General features: G+C 55.9%; 17 protein-coding genes. 7 read left to right on the forward strand and 10 right to left on the reverse strand.

Annotated elements, in window-relative coordinates; genetic code table 11:
- Window positions 1-218 precede the first annotated feature (218 nt).
- Window positions 219-428: a DUF4880 domain-containing protein gene (locus QT231_RS11425; protein WP_308336985.1), complete on the reverse strand. Its 210-nt coding sequence runs from the start codon at window positions 426-428 to the stop codon at window positions 219-221.
- 123 nt (window positions 429-551) lie between these two features.
- The gene (locus QT231_RS11430; RefSeq protein ID WP_308336986.1) at window positions 552-1,064 is read right to left on the reverse strand and encodes an RNA polymerase factor sigma-70; all 513 of its coding nucleotides are present in this window, start codon (window positions 1,062-1,064) and stop codon (window positions 552-554) included.
- A gap of 295 nt (window positions 1,065-1,359) precedes the next feature.
- Between QT231_RS11430 and QT231_RS11435 the strand changes: the two genes are divergently transcribed.
- From QT231_RS11435 to QT231_RS11450, 4 genes are all read left to right on the forward strand, one after another.
- Window positions 1,360-3,540, forward strand: a complete 2,181-nt coding sequence (locus QT231_RS11435; RefSeq protein ID WP_308336987.1) for a TonB-dependent siderophore receptor — start codon at window positions 1,360-1,362, stop codon at window positions 3,538-3,540.
- A 2-nt stretch (window positions 3,541-3,542) separates the two neighbouring features.
- The gene (locus QT231_RS11440; protein ID WP_308336988.1) at window positions 3,543-4,544 is read left to right on the forward strand and encodes an ABC transporter substrate-binding protein; all 1,002 of its coding nucleotides are present in this window, start codon (window positions 3,543-3,545) and stop codon (window positions 4,542-4,544) included.
- Window positions 4,545-4,685: 141 nt separating this feature from the next.
- Complete coding sequence (locus QT231_RS11445; protein WP_308336989.1) at window positions 4,686-6,260, forward strand: ATP-binding protein; 1,575 nt, start codon at window positions 4,686-4,688, stop codon at window positions 6,258-6,260.
- Between the two features lie 109 nt (window positions 6,261-6,369).
- On the forward strand, window positions 6,370-7,167 hold the full coding sequence (locus QT231_RS11450) for an inositol monophosphatase family protein (protein WP_308336990.1): 798 nt from the start codon (window positions 6,370-6,372) through the stop codon (window positions 7,165-7,167).
- Between the two features lie 76 nt (window positions 7,168-7,243).
- Here QT231_RS11450 and ykgO read toward each other — a convergent pair whose 3' ends face one another.
- Together ykgO and QT231_RS11460 are read right to left on the reverse strand one after the other, a co-directional pair.
- The gene (ykgO, locus tag QT231_RS11455) at window positions 7,244-7,384 is read right to left on the reverse strand and encodes a type B 50S ribosomal protein L36 (protein WP_082072625.1); all 141 of its coding nucleotides are present in this window, start codon (window positions 7,382-7,384) and stop codon (window positions 7,244-7,246) included.
- A gap of 10 nt (window positions 7,385-7,394) precedes the next feature.
- Window positions 7,395-7,664 carry a type B 50S ribosomal protein L31 gene (locus QT231_RS11460; RefSeq protein ID WP_064236152.1) on the reverse strand — a complete coding sequence of 90 codons (270 nt, stop codon included), beginning with the start codon at window positions 7,662-7,664 and terminating at the stop codon, window positions 7,395-7,397.
- 143 nt (window positions 7,665-7,807) lie between these two features.
- Here QT231_RS11460 and QT231_RS11465 point away from each other — a divergent pair, with 143 nt between their 5' ends.
- The 3 genes from QT231_RS11465 to QT231_RS11475 all read left to right on the forward strand — a co-directional run bounded on the left by QT231_RS11465 (window position 7,808) and on the right by QT231_RS11475 (window position 11,220).
- Entirely contained in the window at window positions 7,808-9,154 is a 1,347-nt protein-coding gene (locus tag QT231_RS11465) for a glycerophosphodiester phosphodiesterase family protein (protein WP_308336991.1), read from the forward strand.
- 438 nt (window positions 9,155-9,592) lie between these two features.
- Window positions 9,593-10,360, forward strand: coding sequence for an ATP-binding cassette domain-containing protein (locus QT231_RS11470; RefSeq protein WP_308336992.1), 768 nt, complete (start codon window positions 9,593-9,595; stop codon window positions 10,358-10,360).
- Window positions 10,361-10,425: 65 nt separating this feature from the next.
- On the forward strand, window positions 10,426-11,220 hold the full coding sequence (locus QT231_RS11475) for an ABC transporter substrate-binding protein (RefSeq protein ID WP_308336993.1): 795 nt from the start codon (window positions 10,426-10,428) through the stop codon (window positions 11,218-11,220).
- Window positions 11,221-11,233: 13 nt separating this feature from the next.
- Here QT231_RS11475 and QT231_RS11480 read toward each other — a convergent pair whose 3' ends face one another.
- From QT231_RS11480 to QT231_RS11505, 6 genes are all read right to left on the reverse strand, one after another.
- Window positions 11,234-13,402 (reverse strand): TonB-dependent siderophore receptor, encoded by a 2,169-nt coding sequence (locus QT231_RS11480; RefSeq protein ID WP_308336994.1) that lies wholly within the window; start codon window positions 13,400-13,402, stop codon window positions 11,234-11,236.
- Between the two features lie 144 nt (window positions 13,403-13,546).
- Window positions 13,547-15,199: a multidrug ABC transporter permease/ATP-binding protein gene (locus tag QT231_RS11485; RefSeq protein WP_308336995.1), complete on the reverse strand. Its 1,653-nt coding sequence runs from the start codon at window positions 15,197-15,199 to the stop codon at window positions 13,547-13,549.
- A gap of 116 nt (window positions 15,200-15,315) precedes the next feature.
- Window positions 15,316-16,404, reverse strand: coding sequence for a DUF1513 domain-containing protein (locus QT231_RS11490; protein WP_308336996.1), 1,089 nt, complete (start codon window positions 16,402-16,404; stop codon window positions 15,316-15,318).
- Between the two features lie 3 nt (window positions 16,405-16,407).
- Window positions 16,408-17,433 (reverse strand): imelysin family protein, encoded by a 1,026-nt coding sequence (locus tag QT231_RS11495; protein WP_308336997.1) that lies wholly within the window; start codon window positions 17,431-17,433, stop codon window positions 16,408-16,410.
- A gap of 43 nt (window positions 17,434-17,476) precedes the next feature.
- Window positions 17,477-18,964: a di-heme oxidoredictase family protein gene (locus QT231_RS11500; RefSeq protein ID WP_374694388.1), complete on the reverse strand. Its 1,488-nt coding sequence runs from the start codon at window positions 18,962-18,964 to the stop codon at window positions 17,477-17,479.
- A gap of 68 nt (window positions 18,965-19,032) precedes the next feature.
- A complete protein-coding gene (locus QT231_RS11505) occupies window positions 19,033-20,346 on the reverse strand; it encodes an imelysin family protein (protein WP_308336999.1) in 1,314 nt (437 codons plus the stop codon).
- Window positions 20,347-20,456 lie beyond the last annotated feature (110 nt).

Raw genomic sequence — 20,456 nt, forward strand, 5'->3', positions numbered from 1 at the left:
CAATTGCTTCTCATTACTTAACGACGAGTGAGACGTTAGAAAATTTAGTGTTGGAGGGAAGAAAATAGAAAAATAAAGGGAGGGGGGCGCCAGTTCGTCGGCATTACCTTTGCCAAGCTAAAATGGCACCGGTGGTCGTCAGCTTTAGCTCGCGCACATTTAGCTAGCCTGACAATCTAAGGGGGGATTAAAAAAAAGGAGCAAAAAACAGTGGCGTATCAGTTGCGCTCATCACCACTAGGGATAAAACCCGTTAGCAGCCAGAGCTGCTCTGCTTCACGAAACACTTGGCGATGCTGGGAAGAAGCCGCTAACCACGTATGCAGCGCTTCGCGATCAGCGTCGCTCAACGTCTGCTCATGCTCGCGCATCAGCCAGTCTAGCGCTGTTTGCCAAACGGCATCGTCGCCGCCGCTATTGTTTTCCATCGTTACTGTCCAGCCTCGCTACTGCTATCTAACTGCTAATACCTAGCTACCAAGAGTTTCAACTTTATAGCTACTCAATAACAGTGTAACAAAGCGAAACAAAGGGGGCACCGCTAAATAACGTTACCGCCCTTGCAACGACCGACGGCAATGAGTCAGCGCATCGCGAATCATAAAGTTAACTGACGTGGTAGAAACACCTAGCTGTAGCGCCACTTCCCGCTGGGTATGGCTTCCCGAACGGTAGAGCTCAAAGGCGCGGCGCGTACGCTCTGGAAGCTCGTCCAACGCTTCAACCACCTGGGCCAAGGCCTGGCGGTCAATCGCAATCACCTCAGGTGAATGTGAGGCGTAAGAGGCGTTATCCCCCTCCTCTTCTTTAGCAAACAGCGCTGACTCAAACACGGAACGACGGCAGCGGTCAATGGCGAGGTTGCGCACCACCCTTGACACGTAGGATATGGGCTGCTTGACCTCAAAAAGCGTGGTTGCTTCTGAAATTTTCAGATAAGCATCCTGCACCACATCGTCGGCTTGATCAGCACTGCCCAATACTCTTGCAGCGACACAGCAGAGCCTAGGCCGCTGATTAACGAAGATGTCTTCTAACTCAGCGCTCCAGGTCTGGGTATCCACAGCACGGCCTCCTGCCTTGATTAACACCACGGAATAAATGGCAACAATTATTATTTGCGTTAACCCGCAGTAAGTCAACCGGTGCGAGCTAACCCACTTTTTATAACGATATGCTGGTTGTTAGAACGGCTACATAGAGCCCTCCCCGCCCTTCCTATGCGTAAGGCGTTTTCTCCTTGGCCTCCCCTCCCCTGATGCCCGCAATGCATTGACTTCACCCATAAGCCATTCATAATACAAATGATAAGGATTAATATTCGTAATAATAGAAAATATTAACGCAAGGAGAACATTCGTGCACCATCCCACTTTCCGCAAGCGGTGGCTGACAATCGCCATTGCTGTCGCTGTCTGCAATGCTTCGACGGCTGTGTATGCTCAGGTTGCGGTACAGAGCGCATCGTCAGGCAGTGAATCTTCAACCTTGTTACCTACACTGCAGGTCACAGAAAGTCGTCTTTATGAAGAAGCGACAGGGCCTGTGCATGGTATTGCTGCCACTCGCAGCGCGACAGGCACCAAAACCGATACGCCAATCATTGAAACGCCACAGTCCATCTCCGTGGTCAGTAGTCAGGAATTCCGCAATTATGGCGCGCGAAATGTTAACCAAGCGCTGGGCTATACAGCGGGAGTGTCGAGCGCTTACGGCGGAGGTGGGGCTGATACAACTCATGACAGCATGATGATCCGCGGTTTCAGTGTGTATAACGGCTACCGGGATGGCAGCAAATACCAAGCCAATGTCTTCGATGCACAGCAGGAGCTCTATGGCCTGGAGCGGTTGGAGGTTCTCAAGGGGCCATCGTCGATTCTCTATGGTGTGGCGTCTCCCGGAGGCTTGATCAATGCGGTCAGCAAGCGCCCGACCAGCGAACCCTTACGCGAAGTTAATCTACAGGTAGGCAGTTTTGATCGGCGCCAAGTCTCTGCAGACTTCTCCGACGCCCTGGATGAAGATGGGGAGTTTTCCTACCGTTTAACCATGCTTCGCCGTGAAAGCAGCACCTTTATCGACCACGTGCCGGATGATCGTACTTATATTGCGCCTGCATTTAAGTGGCAACCTAACCAGGATACTTCGCTGACCCTCCTCAGCGAGTATCAGCGGGACGAGACGACTTACGTCTATGGACTACCCGCCAGCGGCACCATTCTCCCCAACCCCAACGGCAAGATTCCTCGGGAGCGATTTGTTGGCGAGCCTGGCTTCGATGACTACGATAATGAGAGTTACTCCCTCGGCTACCTATTCGAGCATGACTTTTCCAATCGCCTGAAACTCAGTCACAATTTTCGCAGTTTCCACTCGGATAGAAACTTCGACAACGTCGGTATTGTTCAGCAACCTCAAAGCGCCGCTGGGCGACTGTTTTCCAGAACCGCCCATGACCGCCGCGATGCATCCAGGGCGGTCTCCTCTGATACATCCTTGCAGTATGACTGGGAGGCCGGAGCAACAACCAACACATCCCTGGTCGGCCTTGACTACGTCCGCCAGCGCCACGAAACAGAACGTTACCAGCAGACCGCCCCTGCCCTGGATATCTACAATCCTGTCTATGGGAGTGGACAATTGGGTGAGAGTGTCCCCAATCAATATTCCAATGTGAGCCGTAAGGAGCAGGTTGGACTGTATCTTCAGAACCAGATGAAGATTGCCGATAAATGGGTCGTCATGCTGGGCGGGCGTCAGGATTGGACGGATACTGAAGCCTCTCGGTATTTCGACCCTTCTCAAGAGCAGCAGCAGGATGATGAGGCCTTCACCGGCCGTGTTGGGTTCGTTTACCTGGCCGATAATGGCTTGGCACCTTTCGCCAGCTTTAGTCAATCTTTTGAGGTGGCAACGGGTACTGATCGCAATGGCGATCAATTCGAGCCCACCCGAGGCGAGCAGTATGAGCTGGGGCTGCGTTTTCAGCCAGAAGGCTGGGATACTATGTTAACCGCCACCGCTTACGAATTGACCCAGGAAAACATGCTGGTCGCCGACCCGGTCGACACCACTTTCCAGACACAAATAGGCGAAGTGCGCTCCCGCGGCGTCGAGTTGGAAGCCAAAACAGAGATCGGCCTCAATGCCAACCTGGTCGCCGCCTATGCCTACACCGATGCCCGAACCACAAAAAGCAGCCCGGCCACTCCCGAAAAAGTCGGGGAACGAACCGGTCAAGCACCCTACAACCAGTTCTCGCTATGGGGTGACTATCGCTTCAGTGATTTCGGTCTGCCAGGGCTAAAACTGGGTGCGGGTGTACGCTATGTAGGTTCAACGCTTCCTAATGCCCATCTTGATGGCGAAGTGCCCGATTTTACCCTTGTGGACGCCATGGTCAGCTATGAGACGGGCCCATGGTTACTCTCCTTGAATGCGACCAACCTGACCGATGAAACCTACATCGAGTCCTGCACCTATGCGTGCTTCTACGGCGAACCGCGCAGTCTTGTCGGTACGGCGTCTTATCAGTGGTGATAATGGCGCTTCTTTATCCGCAAAACACAGGCATGATCGTGACATATCAAAATAGGCCTTTTTATCACCCTGCACGTTATAAAAGTATGGCCTTATCGATCACGTTGCTCATCAGTTTATTGATGAGCAACGTATTGAGGGCCAGCGATGGAAATAGTGAGGTGCCACTAGCAACGTTTGATTTCGCAATCGCGGAGACTCTCAATGCGATTGGTCATCCGCCTAAGTTCCTGTCGGGCCTTGAAGGGTACGAAACATATTCACGGCAAGAGGGGATTCTACCGCATGCGACTAACCTCGGTTATCGTCACCTCCCTAACCTTGAACTGCTTTCAAGCGATCCACCACAGCATATTTTGATTTCACCGCCCGCTCATGCCAGCTTACTACCAAGGCTCAGAAAAATTGCTGATGTAAAGGAGTACCCGCTTTATAGGCATGCCGATATTGAAGACGTTCATAACGACTGGGATACGATCGAAGAGCTGACGCGCCAGCTTGGCGATTTGGCTGGACAACCCGACGCTGCGGAAAATTATATCGAGCAGTCCAACGAGCACTTCACATCTCTAAAGCGAACGCTTACTGGTATCGACTCACCTGTTTTGCTGGTGCGCCTGATGGATGAGCGCCATGCCCGCGTGTATGGCGCAGGAAGCGTTGAGGGCATGATGTTAAATCGCCTTGGCCTTCAGAACGCCTGGCAGGGAGATTTAGGCCAATGGGGGATGACAACCGTCAGCGCAACGCCTCTATTTGATATCGACGCCAAGCTGGTATTTCTTGACAGCCCCTATGGCCCCGACGGAGGCGTAAGACAACTCCTCTCCGATGGTCAGTGGCGACACTTGCCAAGCGTGAAACAGGGAAACTACACAATTATTCCCGTCAATTATTGGTCATGGGGAGGACTACCTGCCGCTCGGCGTTTTGCCGACAGTCTTGTTAGCCGCCTTATTGAAAGCGATAACATTGATAGTGCCTCTGCCGATACAAGCCAGTGACTCGCGTTTTTACCTAAAGCACTAAACCTCAGCCTTCCGCAATCACTCACCCCTTCCGCTGATACTCTCGTCGCTGCTCAGTACAAACCGTAGCCATGCTAGACTGTTGACTATATCGCTGCTTTTGCTCTGGAGGCCACCGTGACGGATGCCCATCGCCGTAAGCTACCCATCGGGATTCAGACGTTCTCGGATATCCGCGAGGGCGACTATTATTACGTCGATAAAACTCCGCATATTGAGCGTCTGGTTAACCAGAACAAATACTACTTCCTCTCGCGGCCACGCCGCTTCGGCAAAAGTCTCTTGCTGGACACCCTGCGCTGCCTGTTTGAAGGCCGCCAGTCACTGTTTGAAGGGCTTTATATTCACGACCGGTGGGACTGGCAGCAGCGCTACCCGGTGATTCGTATTAGCTTTTCAGACGGTGTTATCCATAGCCGTGAAGAACTTGACCAGCATATCCATGAACTGCTGGGCGGCGAAATTAAGCGCCTGGGCTTAACGCTGGACAACACGACTATCGCGGGCAGATTTCGGGAGCTTATTCAGCTAGCGCATCAGCAATATGGCCAACCCGTAGTTGTTCTCATTGACGAGTATGACAAACCAATTCTGGACAATATCCTGGTGCCCGATCGCGCCAGGGAACTGCGCGAGGGTCTGAAGAACCTTTACAGCGTTATTAAAGACGCCGACCCCCACCTGCACTTCGTGCTGCTCTCCGGCGTTTCCAAATTCAGTAAGGTCAGCCTTTTCTCAGGATTGAACAACCTCAACGATATCACCCTGGACGCCCCTTTCAGCACAATTTGCGGCTATACCGACGAGGACATCGATACAGTTTTCGCCCCGGAACTACCCGATCTTGATCGCGATGAGATCCGCCAGTGGTATAACGGTTATCGTTGGGGTGGACGTGCGGTAACCTCCGTCTACAACCCCTTCGACGTACTGTTGCTGTTTCAGAAACGCGAGTTCGGCCCATACTGGTTTGAGTCTGCAACGCCGACGTTTCTGGTCGACATCCTTAAGCAACGCGGGGTGTTTACCCCCTCATTGGATCATTGGGAAACCGAGTATGAATTGCTCAGCCAGTTTGATGTCGACCAGATCAGCACCGAAGGCCTGCTGTTTCAAACCGGTTACCTGACCATTCAACAAGTAGAAGAGCCCTTACTGGGCTACCGCCAGTACACCCTGGGCTTTCCTAACCGCGAAGTCGAAACCAGTCTCAACCATGCACTGCTGCCGTCACTGGGCGTCGAGAACGCACCACGAGAGCGCCGTACGCTGTTCCGTCATTTAAGTCAGCACGACCTTGCCGGGTTAGAAACGCACCTCAAAGCGCTCTACGCCGAGCTCCCCCACGACTGGTACCGCAACGATCTCAAAAACAATCCGATAGCCCGCTACGAAGGGCATTATGCGAGCGTCTTTTACAGCCACTTTGCGGCTCTAGGGCTGGATGTGACGGTGGAAGATGCCAGCCACCATGGCAAGGTGGATATGAGCGTGGACTTTGGCGGGCATATCTACCTGTTCGAGTTCAAGGTGGTGGAACAGTTGCCGGAAGGTAAAGCGCTGGAGCAGATTAAACACAAGGGTTATGCCGATAAACACCGCGCCTCCGGCAAACCCATTCATCTCATCGGCGTGGAGTTTTCCAGCGCCCAGCGCCAGGTTGTGGCGTTTGAGGTGGAGACCTTGGCTTAACTAGCTGGCGATTAGCCGCTGTCATCGGCTTGTCATGAATGGTTAGTTACATTGAACAGGTAAATAACCGCCATTCACTAAGACACGATGAATGCTCAGGAGAAACACAATGCTCGACAGCAGCAATGGCCTACTCGAAACGGTAAAGCAAGCCGCCTATGAGGCTGGCACCCTGCTGCGCGAGGGGTATTCCCAAAAGGGCCGAATTGCCTTTGAGCAAAAGGGCGCGTCAGACTTTGTCAGCTACTACGATACGGCAGCGGAAAACATCATTATCGACTGTATCAGCAGCGCGTTTCCCGATATCGCTTTCTTAGGCGAAGAGAGCGGCCTGACACCCACCGATAGCGACTATACCGTCATCATTGACCCTCTTGATGGCACCAGCAACTTTTTGCATGGGGTGCCCCACTTTTCTGTCTCCATCGCTGTCACTAAGGGCGATGAGCTGATCATCGGTGTTGTTTATCAACCCTTGCTTGATGAAATGCTGTGGGCAAGCCTTGGTTCCGGCGTTTTCCTCAACGAGACGCCGCTCACTACGCCAGCACCGCGCCCATTAAACGAGATGCTGGTAAGCACCTGCCTGCCTTACCACGCTAAAGGCGACTGCACGACGGCCATGAATCAACTCGCCGTGCTCATGCCCCAAGTAGCTGGCATCCGCAGCCCCGGCTCGGCGGCGCTGGAGATCGCCTATCTCAGTCTAGGTCGCTTTGATGCCTTTTGGTCTCAAGGCGCGGCGCTTGAGTTTTGGGATATCGCCGCCGGAATTGTGATTGCCCGAGAGGCTGGCTACACCGTCACGGATCTCTCTGGTGAGGCGAATCTCACTCAATGGAACAGCTTACTTGTGGCACACTCCGAGAGGCATGGACAACTGCTAGCGTGTTTAAAGGCCTGCTGATAAACGATCAACGTGGCCTCAAAGCACACACGATGTTTCGCGGATGTAACTAGTCACAGTTGTAAGCATCTCCCGCTTATTTTTTGTGCTTTCCTCCCTGCCGCGCTTTGAAACGCGGATTGGTCTTACAAATAACATAGAGACGCCCGCGTCGTTTGACCACCTGGCAATCGGGATGGCGGTTCTTGGCAGATTTGAGTGAGCTAAGTACTTGCACGCCATATCCTCTATTTAGCGTCAGAAGAGCGGCGCGAAACCGAACCGAAGCGCTGCTGAAAACGCGCCACCCGACCTTCTGCGGAGACTCTGCGCTGCTCGCCGGTATAGAAAGGGTGAGAAGCGCTAGAAACATCCAGGTCGATCACTGGGTAGGTGTTGCCATCGTCCCAGACAATTGTCTGCTTTGAGGTGCAGGTTGAGCGGATCCGGAAAGTAGCGCCGCAGCTGGTGTCGCGAAACACCACGTAGTCATAGGCAGGATGAATCCCCTTTCGCATGTTCAACTCCTTCAATAGCATTGATATAAGATAACATATCAATTAAACATGATTCTCATTAGCGTGTAAAGGTTGTCATCGATGAACGCGTAAAACCTGCCTACACTCAGAACACCCACTTCGCGGCAAAGAGAATTGCGCTGATGGCATATTCCGATTTTCTAACTACCACCCTATTCATTGGTGGCCTGCTGGCCGCTAACACCGCTGTCGCTCAAGAAGAGCCTGACGCAAAGTTATGGGATGATGCCCTGGTGAAGGCGGCACAGCAGGTAACGCTGGGCCCGCGCCCACTGTTCCTGGTGAACGACATGAGCACGGATAACGATCACGAGCGTGAACTGAAAGCCTCCTTATTGAGTTGCGCAGCTGAGCAAACTCAGTGGCAGCGGTCTCCTTTGGCGATTGGGCATCGTGGCGCGCCGTTACAGTTTCCTGAACACACTCTCGAATCTTATATTGCCGGCGCCCAAGGTGGGGCAGGCATTCTGGAGTGTGACGTCGCCTTCACCGCCGATGAGGAGCTTGTCTGCCGTCACTCCCAGTGCGATTTACACGCCACCACCAACATCGTCGAAACCGACTTAGCTGAAAAATGTAGCGTGCCTCCCACTTTTGATGAAACCAGCGGCGAGCTAAACAATGCGGCAGATATTCGCTGCTGTACCAGCGACATCACGTTAGCTGAATTTCGTAGCCTGCAAGGCACCATGGAGGGCGTGGACACCGATGCCGCCACCCTTGAAGAGTACCTGGCAGGCACGCCCGAATGGCGCACAGAGCTCTATGCTACCCGCGGCACATTGATGAGCCATGCCGACAGTATTGCTCTGTTTCAGCAGCTTGGGGTGCAGATGACCCCAGAACTAAAAGCGCCAGAAGTCGAGATGCCGTTTACCGGCCATTCAAAACAAGGCTTCACGCAGCAGGCATATGCACAAAAAATGATAGATGAGTACAAAGCGGCAGGCGTTCCCCCCAGCGATGTGTTCCCGCAGTCGTTCAACCTGGACGATGTCCGTTACTGGATTGAAAATGAGCCTGAGTTTGGTAATCAGGCAGTTTATCTGGATGGTCGCTACAGCGATGAAGGCTTTGATCACACTAACCCCGATACATGGCAGCCAAGCATGCAGTCGATGGTGGAAAGTGGTGTCCAGATCATCGCCCCGCCGACCTGGATGCTGGTCGAAGCAAATCCAGCCTTTGGAAGCGATGAACAGGCGAAGCGACTGCAACCTTCACTTTACGCCCGCCGCGCCCGGGAAGCAGGCCTAGCCATGATTACCTGGACACTTGAGCGTTCAGGGCCGTTGGAGGAAGGCGGCCAGTGGTACCACAGCACCACTGAAGATGTTATTCAGCGTGATGGCGACAAGCTGATTACCTTAGATGCCCTCGTCAATGATGTTGGCGTCATCGGCGTGTTCAGCGATTGGCCCGCCACAGTTGCCTTCTATGACAACTGTGCGCTGCGGGGCGCCCCTTGAGCTGCACCCCGCGGGAGCAATTCGCAGCGGTGCCGGATTTTGACTGAAGTGCCACTGGGCGTCGTTCCGACGCCTCCCGCGGGTGCCTCGAAACGCTCGTTGAACTCGCGTTCTCGTTACCGCTCGCTACGGGATGTGCACGGAGCTAAATCAATGGGTTTTTGTAGCGTGTGGTAAGCCTACGGCGCACCCGCAGCGGCGGCCCGGCGCGGAAACAGCGCGAAGCGGTGCCGAGGTTTGGCTGAAGTGCCACTATGCGCGTTCCGACGCCCCCATGGGTAATCAAAGGCTAGCTGGCTGAGGCTTATCCACTTCGCTGCTTTCCTCAAGCCTCACTTTCCTTCTCTTACGGAAATCATTTCATTTTTTTGTTAAAAATGAGAACTATTAGCACTAGAATGGAGCCATTATTATTAACCCTATTGCCAGGAGTGATTCATGTTCGAGGTCAAAGGCGCCACTTTTGAGATTAATGGCAAGCCGATTCTAAATCCCATTGACCACAGCTTTCATGAAGGCAAGGTTTACGGCCTGATTGGCCACAATGGCTCAGGCAAGTCGACCTTGATTAAATTGATGGCCCAGCAGCAGCCCACCAGCCAAGGTGAGATTCACTTCGACCAGCGCCCGCTAAGTGATTGGGGAAACCGCGAGTTCGCCCGCCAGGTGGCTTACCTGCCCCAGCATTTGCCCAGTGCCGAAAGCCTTACCGGGCGCGAGCTAGTGGCTTTTGGCCGCTACCCTTGGCACGGCTTGCTGGGGCGCCACAATCAGAAAGATAAAGATGCCATTGATCGCGCCATTGCCCTCACCCACACCGAGGACTTTGCCGACCGCCTGGTCGATACGCTCTCCGGTGGTGAGCGTCAGCGGGTGTGGCTGGCGATGCTTCTGGCTCAGGGCAGCCGTTTCCTGCTGCTGGATGAGCCGCTAGCGGCGCTGGATATCGCCCATCAAATCGAAGTGCTGGCGCTGATCCGCAAGCTGTGCGACGAACTGAACTTGGGGGTTATTATCGTATTGCACGATATCAACATGGCCTCGCGCTACTGCGACGAACTGATGGCGCTGCACAGCGGTCGCCTGCTCGCTCATGGCACCCCAAACGATATGATGTGCGACAGCACCCTAGAAGCGATTTATGGCCTACCGATGCAGGTCATGAAGCACCCCAACGGAGAGCACAATATCGCCGTCGCGCAATGACAGGTTACCTGCCCAATAGGCTGTTAGCGCTAGCCTGCGCCGGTTTTCTGGCTAACAGCCAAGTTATGGCTTCAGCGGATGTTGTGACCCTGGACTGGACGGTCGCCGAGACGCTGATCGCCCTCGACAATCCACCGGTAGGTTTAGCGGAAATTCCCTCCTACCAGCGCTGGGCGGGTGCAGAGGCGTTACCCGAAGACGTGCGTGATGTGGGCCTTCGCTCGCAGCCTAACCGCGAACTCATCGCCCAGCAGGCACCCGATCATATCCTACTCTCGCCGCTGTTTATGCGCTTAAGCGACCAGCTTGAGGCCATTGCCCCTGTCACCGGGTTAATCACCTATCAGTTGGGCGAGCCTTTATGGCAACGTCTTCAGAACACAACTCATAGCTTAGCTGAGCTAAGCGGTAACCAGGCGGCAGCTACTACGCTGATCAACGCCGTCGAAACCTACCTGGATCAACAAAAAGCGCAGCTTGAGGAGCAGCCACCGTTGCTGGTAGTGCAGTTTATCGACGCACGGCATTTACGCGTGTTTGGCGAGCAGAGCCTTTTTCAGGCGGTGATTGAACGCCTGGGGCTTACCAACGTTTGGCAACAACCCACCAATCAGTGGGGCTTTTCGACGGCCGCTCTAGAAGAGCTGCTGGCTTACTCAGAGGCGGCTATCGTTGTCGTTGAGCCGCTGCCAGTGGGCATGCAGAATGGTTTTTCTAGCAACGCGTTATGGCAACATTTACCCGCGGTGCAAGAAAACCGGATCGTTCGCCTACCGGCCGTATGGAGTTTCGGGGGCTTGCCATCGGCGGTGCGCTTCGCTGAACTGCTCAGCGAAGCGCTGCTAGCCCGCCAGGGATAATTTAGAAGATAGTTTAGAAATCGAGCGAAGCGGAGAGCTTAACCGTGCGCGGCTCGCCCTGGGTCAAATATCCCCCGGTTGCCGAAGCCCAGTAGTTCTCATCGGTGAGGTTTTCGATATTGGCACGCAGAGTGAGCGTGTTGGTATTTAGTGGCATCGCGTAGCGAACGCCGAGATCCCAGCGGATCCAGGCACCTACCTCAAGCTGGTTTGCGGCATCTAAATACTGGCTGCCATTACGAACGGCGCGGCCGCTGAGTGTCCAACCCGGCGCCTGGGGAATATCCCACTCGCTGCCCAAGACTAAACGATAGCCAGGCACACCCACTGCGTCGTTGCCTTGGTTAGTGCCATCGTCCGTGCGGGTCAGCTCAGGATCGATCCACATTGCGCTACTCAGCAGGCGCAGACCGTCCAGCGGCTCACCGTAAACGCTTAGTTCCACGCCACGGTTGCGCTGCTCGCCATAATAGCCATAAATGCTGGTCTCAGGGTCGATAAAGGCATTGGGTTGTTCGATTTCAAACAAGCTCAAACTACCGCCCAGGTTACCCAGATCGAGTTTGGCGCCTATTTCGTTCTGTTCAGCTTCAACCAAACCGATACTCTGCCCTGCATTAACCGCCGTGGTGGGTGCCGTATCGCCCGGTTGCAGTGCTTCGATATGGTTGGCGTAGAGCGATAGGGAGCCGGTCGGTTTTACTACGACGCCATATACTGGCGAAAGACGTGTATCGTTAAAGTTAACATCAAAGTTGCCGTCGTAATCATAGTTGCTGACGTCGACCTCCTGATAACGGGCGCCTAAGGTAAACAGCAGCCGATCATCCAGAAAACCTAGCGTGTCAGACAGCGATACGCCGTTATTGCGAGTACGGCTGCGCAGGTTCGGGTTATTCATATCCCCTCCTGCAAACACAGGTTCACGCAACGAGACGTCAGTGGGCTGATAAATATTGGTGGGTAAACCCGGCGAAGCCATTTCATAAGCCGAACGCGTAGTGCGATAGACGCTGGAATAGCCTAAGTCCCACTGGTGGCTGACCGCGCCTGTATCAAAGGCGCCCCGCAAACCGGCCTGCCCGCCAATACTTTCAGCACGATAAGGCACTTCCATCTGCCCGATAATGGCGGAACCATCCACTGCATTCACTACAGGCGTTGCATACATACCACTTTCACGAGTGTCGCTGCCACCCAGCGCTGCATAGGCAGTCCAACTGTTGGCAACCTCGTACTCACCGCGCAGCATCGCAAAATTGGTCTTCAACTCGGTATTGACCCACTCCGGCGCATAGTTGCTACTTGCTGAGGGAGCATCGGGGATGCTCATCAGGCCAGCCCCAACCCTGACCACCGGACGACCGCCATTCACTGTGTGAGCTTGATGCCCTATATCCAACGAGGCACGACCGCGTTCACCGCGGTAATCCAGACCCACTACGGCGGAGGTTGCGCGACGCTCTTCATCCTCAATCGCGACTTCACCCCGGCCACGCTCAATACTGGCACGAACGCCAAACTGATGCTCATCGCCAAAACGCCGCCCAAGCTCTATGCCACTTTGAACATAGCCGCTGTCAGTCACCCCCGCAGTCAGTCGGTTAAGTGGAGCGTCTGCGGCCCGTTTAGGCTCAATGTTGATAGCGCCACCGACGCCAGAGCCACCGGGTGAAACACCATTGGCAAAGGCATTGGCCCCTTTAAACAGCTCCACACGTTCGGCAATATTGGTAGCGACCACCTGACGGGGTAATACGCCATAAAGTCCGCCGTAAGCGATGTCTTCGCCATCAAGTTCAAAGCCACGAATTTGAAACTTTTCGGCGTAGTTGCCATAGCCGTAACCGCTTTGTACCGATGCATCATTGATCAGCACATCGGCCAGCGTCTCCGCCTGCTGGTTGTCGATTAGCTCAGCGGTAAACCCAATCACATTGAATGGCACATCGGCTGCATTGCGCTGCCCCCAGGTGCCAACACGTGCACCCGTGGCCACTTGGCCACCGGCAAACACAGGCGACAGAGTATCACCGCTTGCGGTGGCTTCACCGATCACCGTGACTGTCTCAAGCGAGGCATCGTCATTGGGAGAGGATTGCCCCCAAACAACTCCAGGCAACGGCACTACGCCGAGCACGACAAAAGTAAGCGTACGCCAGGAGGGGGAAGGCCGAGACATATAGTTTCCTCTATTATTAGAAGCAGTTGACAGTCGCTGCAACAACATAAGCAGCAGAACGAGAACAAATGCTATATCAAAGAGGAATTATTGTCATATGCTAAATAAACGTATTTCTCAACCGCAGCTATGCGTTAAAGCGGTTTAAATATTTATTTGCGCGACGGCATCTTCACTCGCGCGTGCACGCTGCTCGCCTGTCAGCTCGCTTAACTGCCCCTTCGACATCTCCAGCAACCGGTCGGCGTGGACGAAGTAGCTGTCGTCATGACTAATAGCGAACACGGTTTTGCCCATGGCTTTTAAGTGCGGCAACAGCTCGCGGTAGAACAGCCGCCGGAACTGCGGATCCTGATCCGCCGCCCACTCGTCGAGCAGTAAGATATCGCGCTTTTCGGCAATCGCCAGCAGCAACGCCAGACGTTTACGCTGACCTTGGGAGAGCTGGGTGTTGATAACGCGATCCCCTTCCCACTGCAGTTTGTGCTGCATCTGCAGCCGTTCAAGCCAAGTATCGACAATCTGCGGGTCAGCGGGCAGCCCTTCAGGGCCCATGGTCTGATCGAACTGGTGGAAATCGGTAAACACGCTGGCAAAACGGGCGCGGAATGCTTCCCACTGATCGGCAGTGACCACCTGCCCATCAATCTTAATAGTACCGCTTTGAGGACGGTATAAGCCGGAAAGCAACCTAGCCAGAGTCGACTTACCGCTGCCGTTACCGCCGATCAGAAATACCTGCTCACCGCGCTCCAGGGTCATATTAAGCGGCCCCACCTGGAAACCTTCGCCTTGGGCAGTATCTGGGTAGTGGTAGGTAACCTCCTCCAGCTCAAGGCGCTGCCAATCGGTCAGCGTATCGTCTACCGCAAAGCTTGACTGGTACTCGGCTAGCTCCAGGCTGCTCAATTTATCAAAGGCCACTTGAGCACTAATTAAGGTTGGCCAGGCGCCCACCGCCTGAATCAGCGGCGTGCGCAGGAACAGCAGCGTCAGCGCAAACGTTGAGGCTACCGTGGTATTGGCCCAACCCAACCCATTAGAGAGGAAAAACACCACGCCGATGGCGCCCAACATCATAATGTTGGACCAGTTATTGGCACTCAAATGGTAGGTATCGGCGCGGATAATGTGGTGACGATAGTCGCGGGCATTGGCGGTATAACGCTCACCATAAAAACGCCGGGCACGATCGCGGTTCAGCGCCAGCTCTTTGCGCCCCTCTATGGCGGCCTGGAAGTCTTTATAAAGGCTGTCTTCGCTTTCACGTACCAGGCGAAAGTGGCGATACACCCGCGACACCAGCACCCAGCCCACACCCATGGTAAACGCGATCCACAGAACGGTGATCACCACCATTTGTGGCGAAAGCCACGCCAGATAGGCCACCGAAGCGAGCGTCAGCACTACACCCTGAATCAGCTCTGGAAGGCGCACAAAACCAATGGTGATATTGCGCACATCGCTGGACAGACTGGCCAGTAGGGTGGCGTTACCCAACTGCTCCAAGCGCTCAATATCGGTATCGAGAATCCGCTTCACCAGCCGCGAACGTAGGTCAAACACGAAGTGGTGCCCCAGCACGGTCAGCGCCAATTGCGTACTTAGTGTAACGGCCAGTAGCACCGCCAGCAGACCTAGAAATTGCGGCAGCGCAGCCATACTGCCTACTTCAATAAGCCGTTGATTGATAAACGCAATCACCCCCACGCCTAAGCCAGCGCTCAATAGACTTAAAGCAATGGCGCCTAAAAAGGGCCAACGGTAGTGATGAAATACTAAGCGCAGCAGTTCCATGGGACTCCTTGCCTTCCTGTAAAGGGCGCTGAAGTCTATCAGCAGCGGCTCTTGCCAAGAAAGCGTTATGCAACAGGGTTAATCAAGATGGCTAATCAAAATGATGCTACGTGTTATCAGGTCAGATGGTTATCCCAGCGGAGTTCCAGGCTGGCGAGCAGCTCGGGCGCTGCCGTGCCCGGCGTTACACGGTAGAGCCCGCCCTGGCCGGAGGAGACCAGAAAGCCGCCGTTACCATCGCAGCGGGCACCGGCCGCGTCGGGCAGTGTCAGGTTAGCGTTCAGACGACCTTGTTCAGCATCCAGCAGCAGTACCCGATTGCCGCGGGGAGCGGTAATCAGCACGTTTGCCGAAACACGACTAAACGCGACGCTAGCAATATAGTGATGCAGGCTGGCGGTGACCTCATCGGGCAGCGTCAGCTCTGAGAAGTGCCCGGCGGCATCCAGCCGGCAAATCAACGGATGGGACTCCCACTCGGGGCCTTCGAACTGGTACCCGGCAATCACCGTGCCGTCCGCTGCCACGTCCAGATGACGGCAGCTTAGCTGGTGATGCGAAGGCTCGTGACGGGCCAGAATTTCGCCGCTATGGCGATCCATCAGCAGCAGCGCCGGGGCCATGGTGTCCAGGTTGAGCTTTACCCGGCCGTAGTCGGGATGGGTCTGAATGCCGCCCAAGCCAATCACCAGGGTGTCACCATCCGGCATCAGCCGAAGCTCGTGAGGGCCGATCCCCTCCAGCGGCATGTCGTGCACATGGGCGTAGTCGTTGACAGCGTCGTAAACCCGCACGAGCCCGGCACTTTCCGCCAGGCGATTGGCAGTGACATACAGGTAGCGCCCACTCAAGTCGAACACGCCATGGCCGTAGAAGTGATAGCCCTCCCCGGCGGCAATGGTATGGGCGAGTTGGCGGCTGTCGCCGTCGATCACGTGCATCCGTGTACCGGGGCGGCGGGCAAACAATACCGCCTGACGGGAGGCGGGCCGCAAACAACCGCCGTGGCAGCGCTCCGGCACCTCAATCATAAAGCGGGCCTGGCCATCCAGCGCCACACCGGCGATGAAATGCCCGCCGCTGGGATCATCCACCGCGCTAAACAGCCAGTCCACCTCCTCACGGGCGGGCAGCGCCCAACTCAGCGGCGTCAGCGCCATGGCGACGCTGCCCAGGCCCACCTTGAGTACTTGCCGCCGCTGCATGGCTTAATCCCCGTCGCTGGAATTAAAGCCGCGCACCAGTCCCAGTTCGCCTGCGATCTCGTTACCCAGCAGGTGGCGCAGTTGGCTAATATCAAGGTAAAGCGATTGCAGGCCGCGAAACGCCGCTTCGTCGTCCAGGGCGGCCACCAAGCCCGGCGGCAGCTCGCTGGCTTGGGCGAGCGTCTTGTCCAACTGATCACGAAACGCCTCGGCGAGGGGCAGCGCGTCGGCCTCGCGAAGCAGCGCGGTGAGGCCGGGCAGGAAGCCGGTACGCAGGCCCTCCAGGCTGCTCTCTACCATACGGATCGAGTTGCCGCTACGCCACGCTTCCGCCAAGTAGCCGTTGGCGGGGGCGCCTTTAAGGCCCATGGGTTCACCAAGGCGCTTATCCTCAAGCAGTTCAAGGGCCTGGATGGCGCTGGCCAGGGTGGCTTCGGTGTAGTCAGAGGTATCAAGATAGTGCTCGCCAAAGGCCTGCCAGTCGCGATGCAGCGCACTGGTGGTATCCGCGAGATGCGTCGTGATGGCCTGCATCAAGTCGCAGGCGGCAGGATCGCGAAGGGCCTGTTCGTCCATCGCGTCGTCATAAAGCAAGTACTCGAGGGCGGGAAAGCCCTGGATTGCCACGCTATCGCTGGCAATAGCCTCGGCATCCGGCGCGTCGGCGGCTTTTAACCATCCGTTCACCTTGCGGCCCACCAGGTTTTTGCGATCCGGCCAGAACTGCAGCTGCCAGCCCCGGCTGTTCTGCTCAACCGGGCCAAACTGGATAAAGCGCACCGTCTGCCAGGCCTGATAGGCGCCCAGCCAGTCATTTTCCAACCGCTGCCTGAGTGCTGCGTCGGGGCCCTGACAGAAACGCGCGGCGCTGGTCTCCAGGCGCTCGGTGGCGGCGCTCAGCTCGGCATACTGCAGCTCCACTGCGCCGTGCCAAATATCCCGCGGTGTGGGTGCGTCCGTAGCAAAAGAGAGCGGTGCAGCCAGGAGCGTACAGGCCAGCAACCCCAAGCGGCGAAAAGATGCGATCACATAAACTCCTTGGCGATCAAGCCTTTCAACAATTCAACAACCCCTATAGGGATTCAAGAAAACGCATGAGTTCAGCGCGCTGGTCTTCGGGCAAGGCACGATAGCCCTGAGTGGCCTCTTCCGCCTCACCACCGTGCCAGAGAATCGCCTCTTCCAGGGTACGGGCGCGGCCATCGTGAAGAAAACCTGCCCGAGGGTTAACCGTTTGTGCCAAACCAATCCCCCACAGCGGCGGGGTGCGCCACTCGCGGCCATCGGCCTTGAACTCGCTGCGCTGGTCGGCCAGGGCGTCGCCCATATCGTGCAGCAACAGGTCGCTATAGGGCCATATTATCTGATCCGCCAACGCTAGGCGGTCAGCATCCGCCGCAGTGCGATGACGAGGCGTATGGCAGCTGGCGCAGCCCAGGGCGTTGAACCGTTCGGCACCCTGCTTCACTGCTGGGTCATCCAGGTTACGGCGCATCGGCACCGCCAGGCTGGAGGCGTAGAAGGTCACGAAGTCGGCCACGTCATCGCTGACTTCAGGCGTGCCTCCGTTGGGAAAATCATCGCAGCCTTGGCTCTCCATGCAGTCGGTTTGCGGCACTAGCTTGGAGGTGAGCCCCATATCCCCGGCGAAGGCGTGTAGGCTCTGCTGCTCAATGCTGGGCTCACCGGCTTTCCAACCGAAACGCCCCAGCATTGTAGTGCCACTGCGCAGATCCCAGACCTGGTTGTAGCGCCCGGAGATACCGTCACCATCAGCGTCGTCTGGGTCAGCGGCCGCCATCAGGTCAACCTCAGGAATTGCCTCCAGCAGCCCCAGGCCAATCATCGGCGGCGCCAACCGCGGCGAGGTTTGCAGCTCCGCAGGCAGTTCCCCGTAGGCGGGCTCAGAAATCGAGTAGAGCGGCTCCTGCAGGGTAACGCTGTGACCATCGGCAAACGTGACCTCTCGCGGGCGATACTCGATCACCAGCCTACCTTCCGGCTGTGCGCCGGAAATCGCCGCGGTTTGTAACTGCAGGCCGTAATTAGGCACCGGAAGCGCGCCCCGCTGTTCAAGCGTTGTCGGATCCGCTTGGCTAGCCGGGAGCGAAAGGCGCAAAAAGAGCGCAATAGGGTTTTCATCCCCCGAGGGCGGATGCCCGCGACCATCCTTGAGGTGGCACCCTTGGCAGCTATTGGTATTGATCAGCGGCCCCAAGCCATCCCGAGCCTCGGTGCTGGCGGGAGCCGCCACCCAGGGGTTACGAAAGAAGCTATTACCAACGCTGAAATCCAGCCGCTTGGTCATCGACATATTACCCAGTGGCAGCGAATAGGCATTGTGGTCAAACTGCTCCACCGAGCCATCGCCGCCGCTCATGGGCGTCGTTTGAATGGGATACTGGGTAGGCGATTCAGCGGCTTGCAAGGGGGCTACCAGCAGGGCCAGGATGACACTGGTGTGGGTAATTGTGCCAGGCAGCCACTTGGCTAGGATAGTAGACCGGGGTAAGCGGTACATGGTGATACCTTGAAAAGGATGATACTGCATGCGAGCCATTCAACAAAAAGCAACAGAGCCGCTCGACAGTACAACTATCGGCGGCTCAGGGTTGACGCTAGCCCGGTCTAGAACTGGTGACCGGCATCATCAGGCTGCAGAGACGTCACGCCCAGCTCACCAGCGGCCTGTTCGATGGATCCCGTTTGCGCCACCAGGGTAAGGATTGCCGCATTGATTAATTCACTGCCCTGCTCATTGCCCGGCGCTATCATCATGTCAAAAGCCATCGGCGAGCTTTCCGCCTCAGCCGCCAGCTTGATAGCATCGAGGCGCGCCATCGTGGCGTCGAGCTGCTGAGCAAGCGTATCAGCCAGCTCGCTATCTTGCTGAGCCAGCAGGTCTTGCAATGAAGGCCCTTCGACCACACTGCCGTCAAGGCGCTGATAGGTGCCGGTGTAGATATTCTGAATACCCTGACCGTTGTAGTAGTGGGAGTTGTGGGTATTGTCGCTGAAACAGTCATGCTCATCCTCAAATGAGTTGGCTTCCAGCGCTACCTTCATACGCTCACCCGCTAACTCCCCCAGGGAGAGCGAGCCCATGCCGAACAGCATGCGGCGCAGCCCCTCCTGATCGCTCTCCACCAACAGTTCCTGGCGATAGTTGCCCTCTGTTTCCGGTGCCCACTGGGCCACCATCCACTCAAGGTCGTCGACTAACAGGTCGGATACCGCGTCCAGGTACGTGCGACGGCGGTCGCAATTGCCATGGGTGCAATCGTCGCCGGTTTGAAAATCACTCACCGGGCGTTCGCCGCTGCCTGCCTCAAAGCCGTTTAGATCCTGTCCCCAGAGCAGAAACTCGATGGCGTGGTAGCCGCTGGCAACGTTAGCCTCCGAGCCGCCAATTTCATTTAGGTCGGCGAGGAGCTCCGGGGTAATTTCGCTGACGTCCAGAGTTTCGCCGCCAACAGTGATTTGCTCGTTGGCAATAATATTGGCGGTAGCGCCTTCATTGCCCAGCTCATGCTGGTAGTCGTCGCCTTCCACATAATCGATCATGCCCTCATCCAGGGGCCAGGCGTTTAGCTGCCCTTCCCAATCGTCTACCACGGCATTGCCAAAGCGGAACACTTCGCTCTGCTGATAAGGCACCCGCGCCTGCAGCCATGCTTGCTTGGCGGCGTTCAGGGTCTCAGTAGTGGGATTGGCCAGCAATTCGTCGATGCGCTCGTTCAGTCCTTGGGCGGCACTCAGTGCATCGGCGTAATTGGCATGAGCCAGGTCGGCGTAGTGGGTAACCACGGCGTCGGCGCTAACGGTGCCGTCAGCAGCTGCGTTGTCAGCAGTAGCTTTGTCAGAAGCAACGGAGGCAAAAGGCGTCAGCGCGCTAAGCGCAACGATGCCTGCAAGGGGGCGACGGAGCATGATGGCGGGCATTACAGTATCCTTTAGGCTGTGGCGTAACAGAAACTACTCACATAAAGTGCTAGGCAACCAGGGAAGTTTGAGTGCGCTAGCCATGCCTGAAATGTAATTCATTGACCTAT

This window comes from Halomonas sp. SpR1, assembly GCF_031010175.1.
Taxonomy (GTDB): domain Bacteria; phylum Pseudomonadota; class Gammaproteobacteria; order Pseudomonadales; family Halomonadaceae; genus Vreelandella.

Bases quoted from the DNA above. Each gene is read 5' to 3' on its own strand.
- QT231_RS11475 (WP_308336993.1), top strand. From the start codon at position 10,426: ATGGCTTCAGCGGATGTTGTGACCCTGGACTGGACGGTCGCCGAGACG.
- QT231_RS11480 (WP_308336994.1), bottom strand. From the start codon at position 13,402: ATGTCTCGGCCTTCCCCCTCCTGGCGTACGCTTACTTTTGTCGTGCTC.
- QT231_RS11465 (WP_308336991.1), top strand. From the start codon at position 7,808: ATGGCATATTCCGATTTTCTAACTACCACCCTATTCATTGGTGGCCTG.
- QT231_RS11425 (WP_308336985.1), bottom strand. From the start codon at position 428: ATGGAAAACAATAGCGGCGGCGACGATGCCGTTTGGCAAACAGCGCTA.
- QT231_RS11440 (WP_308336988.1), top strand. From the start codon at position 3,543: ATGGCGCTTCTTTATCCGCAAAACACAGGCATGATCGTGACATATCAA.
- QT231_RS11485 (WP_308336995.1), bottom strand. From the start codon at position 15,199: ATGGAACTGCTGCGCTTAGTATTTCATCACTACCGTTGGCCCTTTTTA.
- QT231_RS11450 (WP_308336990.1), top strand. From the start codon at position 6,370: ATGCTCGACAGCAGCAATGGCCTACTCGAAACGGTAAAGCAAGCCGCC.
- QT231_RS11490 (WP_308336996.1), bottom strand. From the start codon at position 16,404: ATGCAGCGGCGGCAAGTACTCAAGGTGGGCCTGGGCAGCGTCGCCATG.
- QT231_RS11460 (WP_064236152.1), bottom strand. From the start codon at position 7,664: ATGCGAAAGGGGATTCATCCTGCCTATGACTACGTGGTGTTTCGCGAC.
- QT231_RS11470 (WP_308336992.1), top strand. From the start codon at position 9,593: ATGTTCGAGGTCAAAGGCGCCACTTTTGAGATTAATGGCAAGCCGATT.
- QT231_RS11505 (WP_308336999.1), bottom strand. From the start codon at position 20,346: ATGCCCGCCATCATGCTCCGTCGCCCCCTTGCAGGCATCGTTGCGCTT.
- QT231_RS11500 (WP_374694388.1), bottom strand. From the start codon at position 18,964: ATGGCTCGCATGCAGTATCATCCTTTTCAAGGTATCACCATGTACCGC.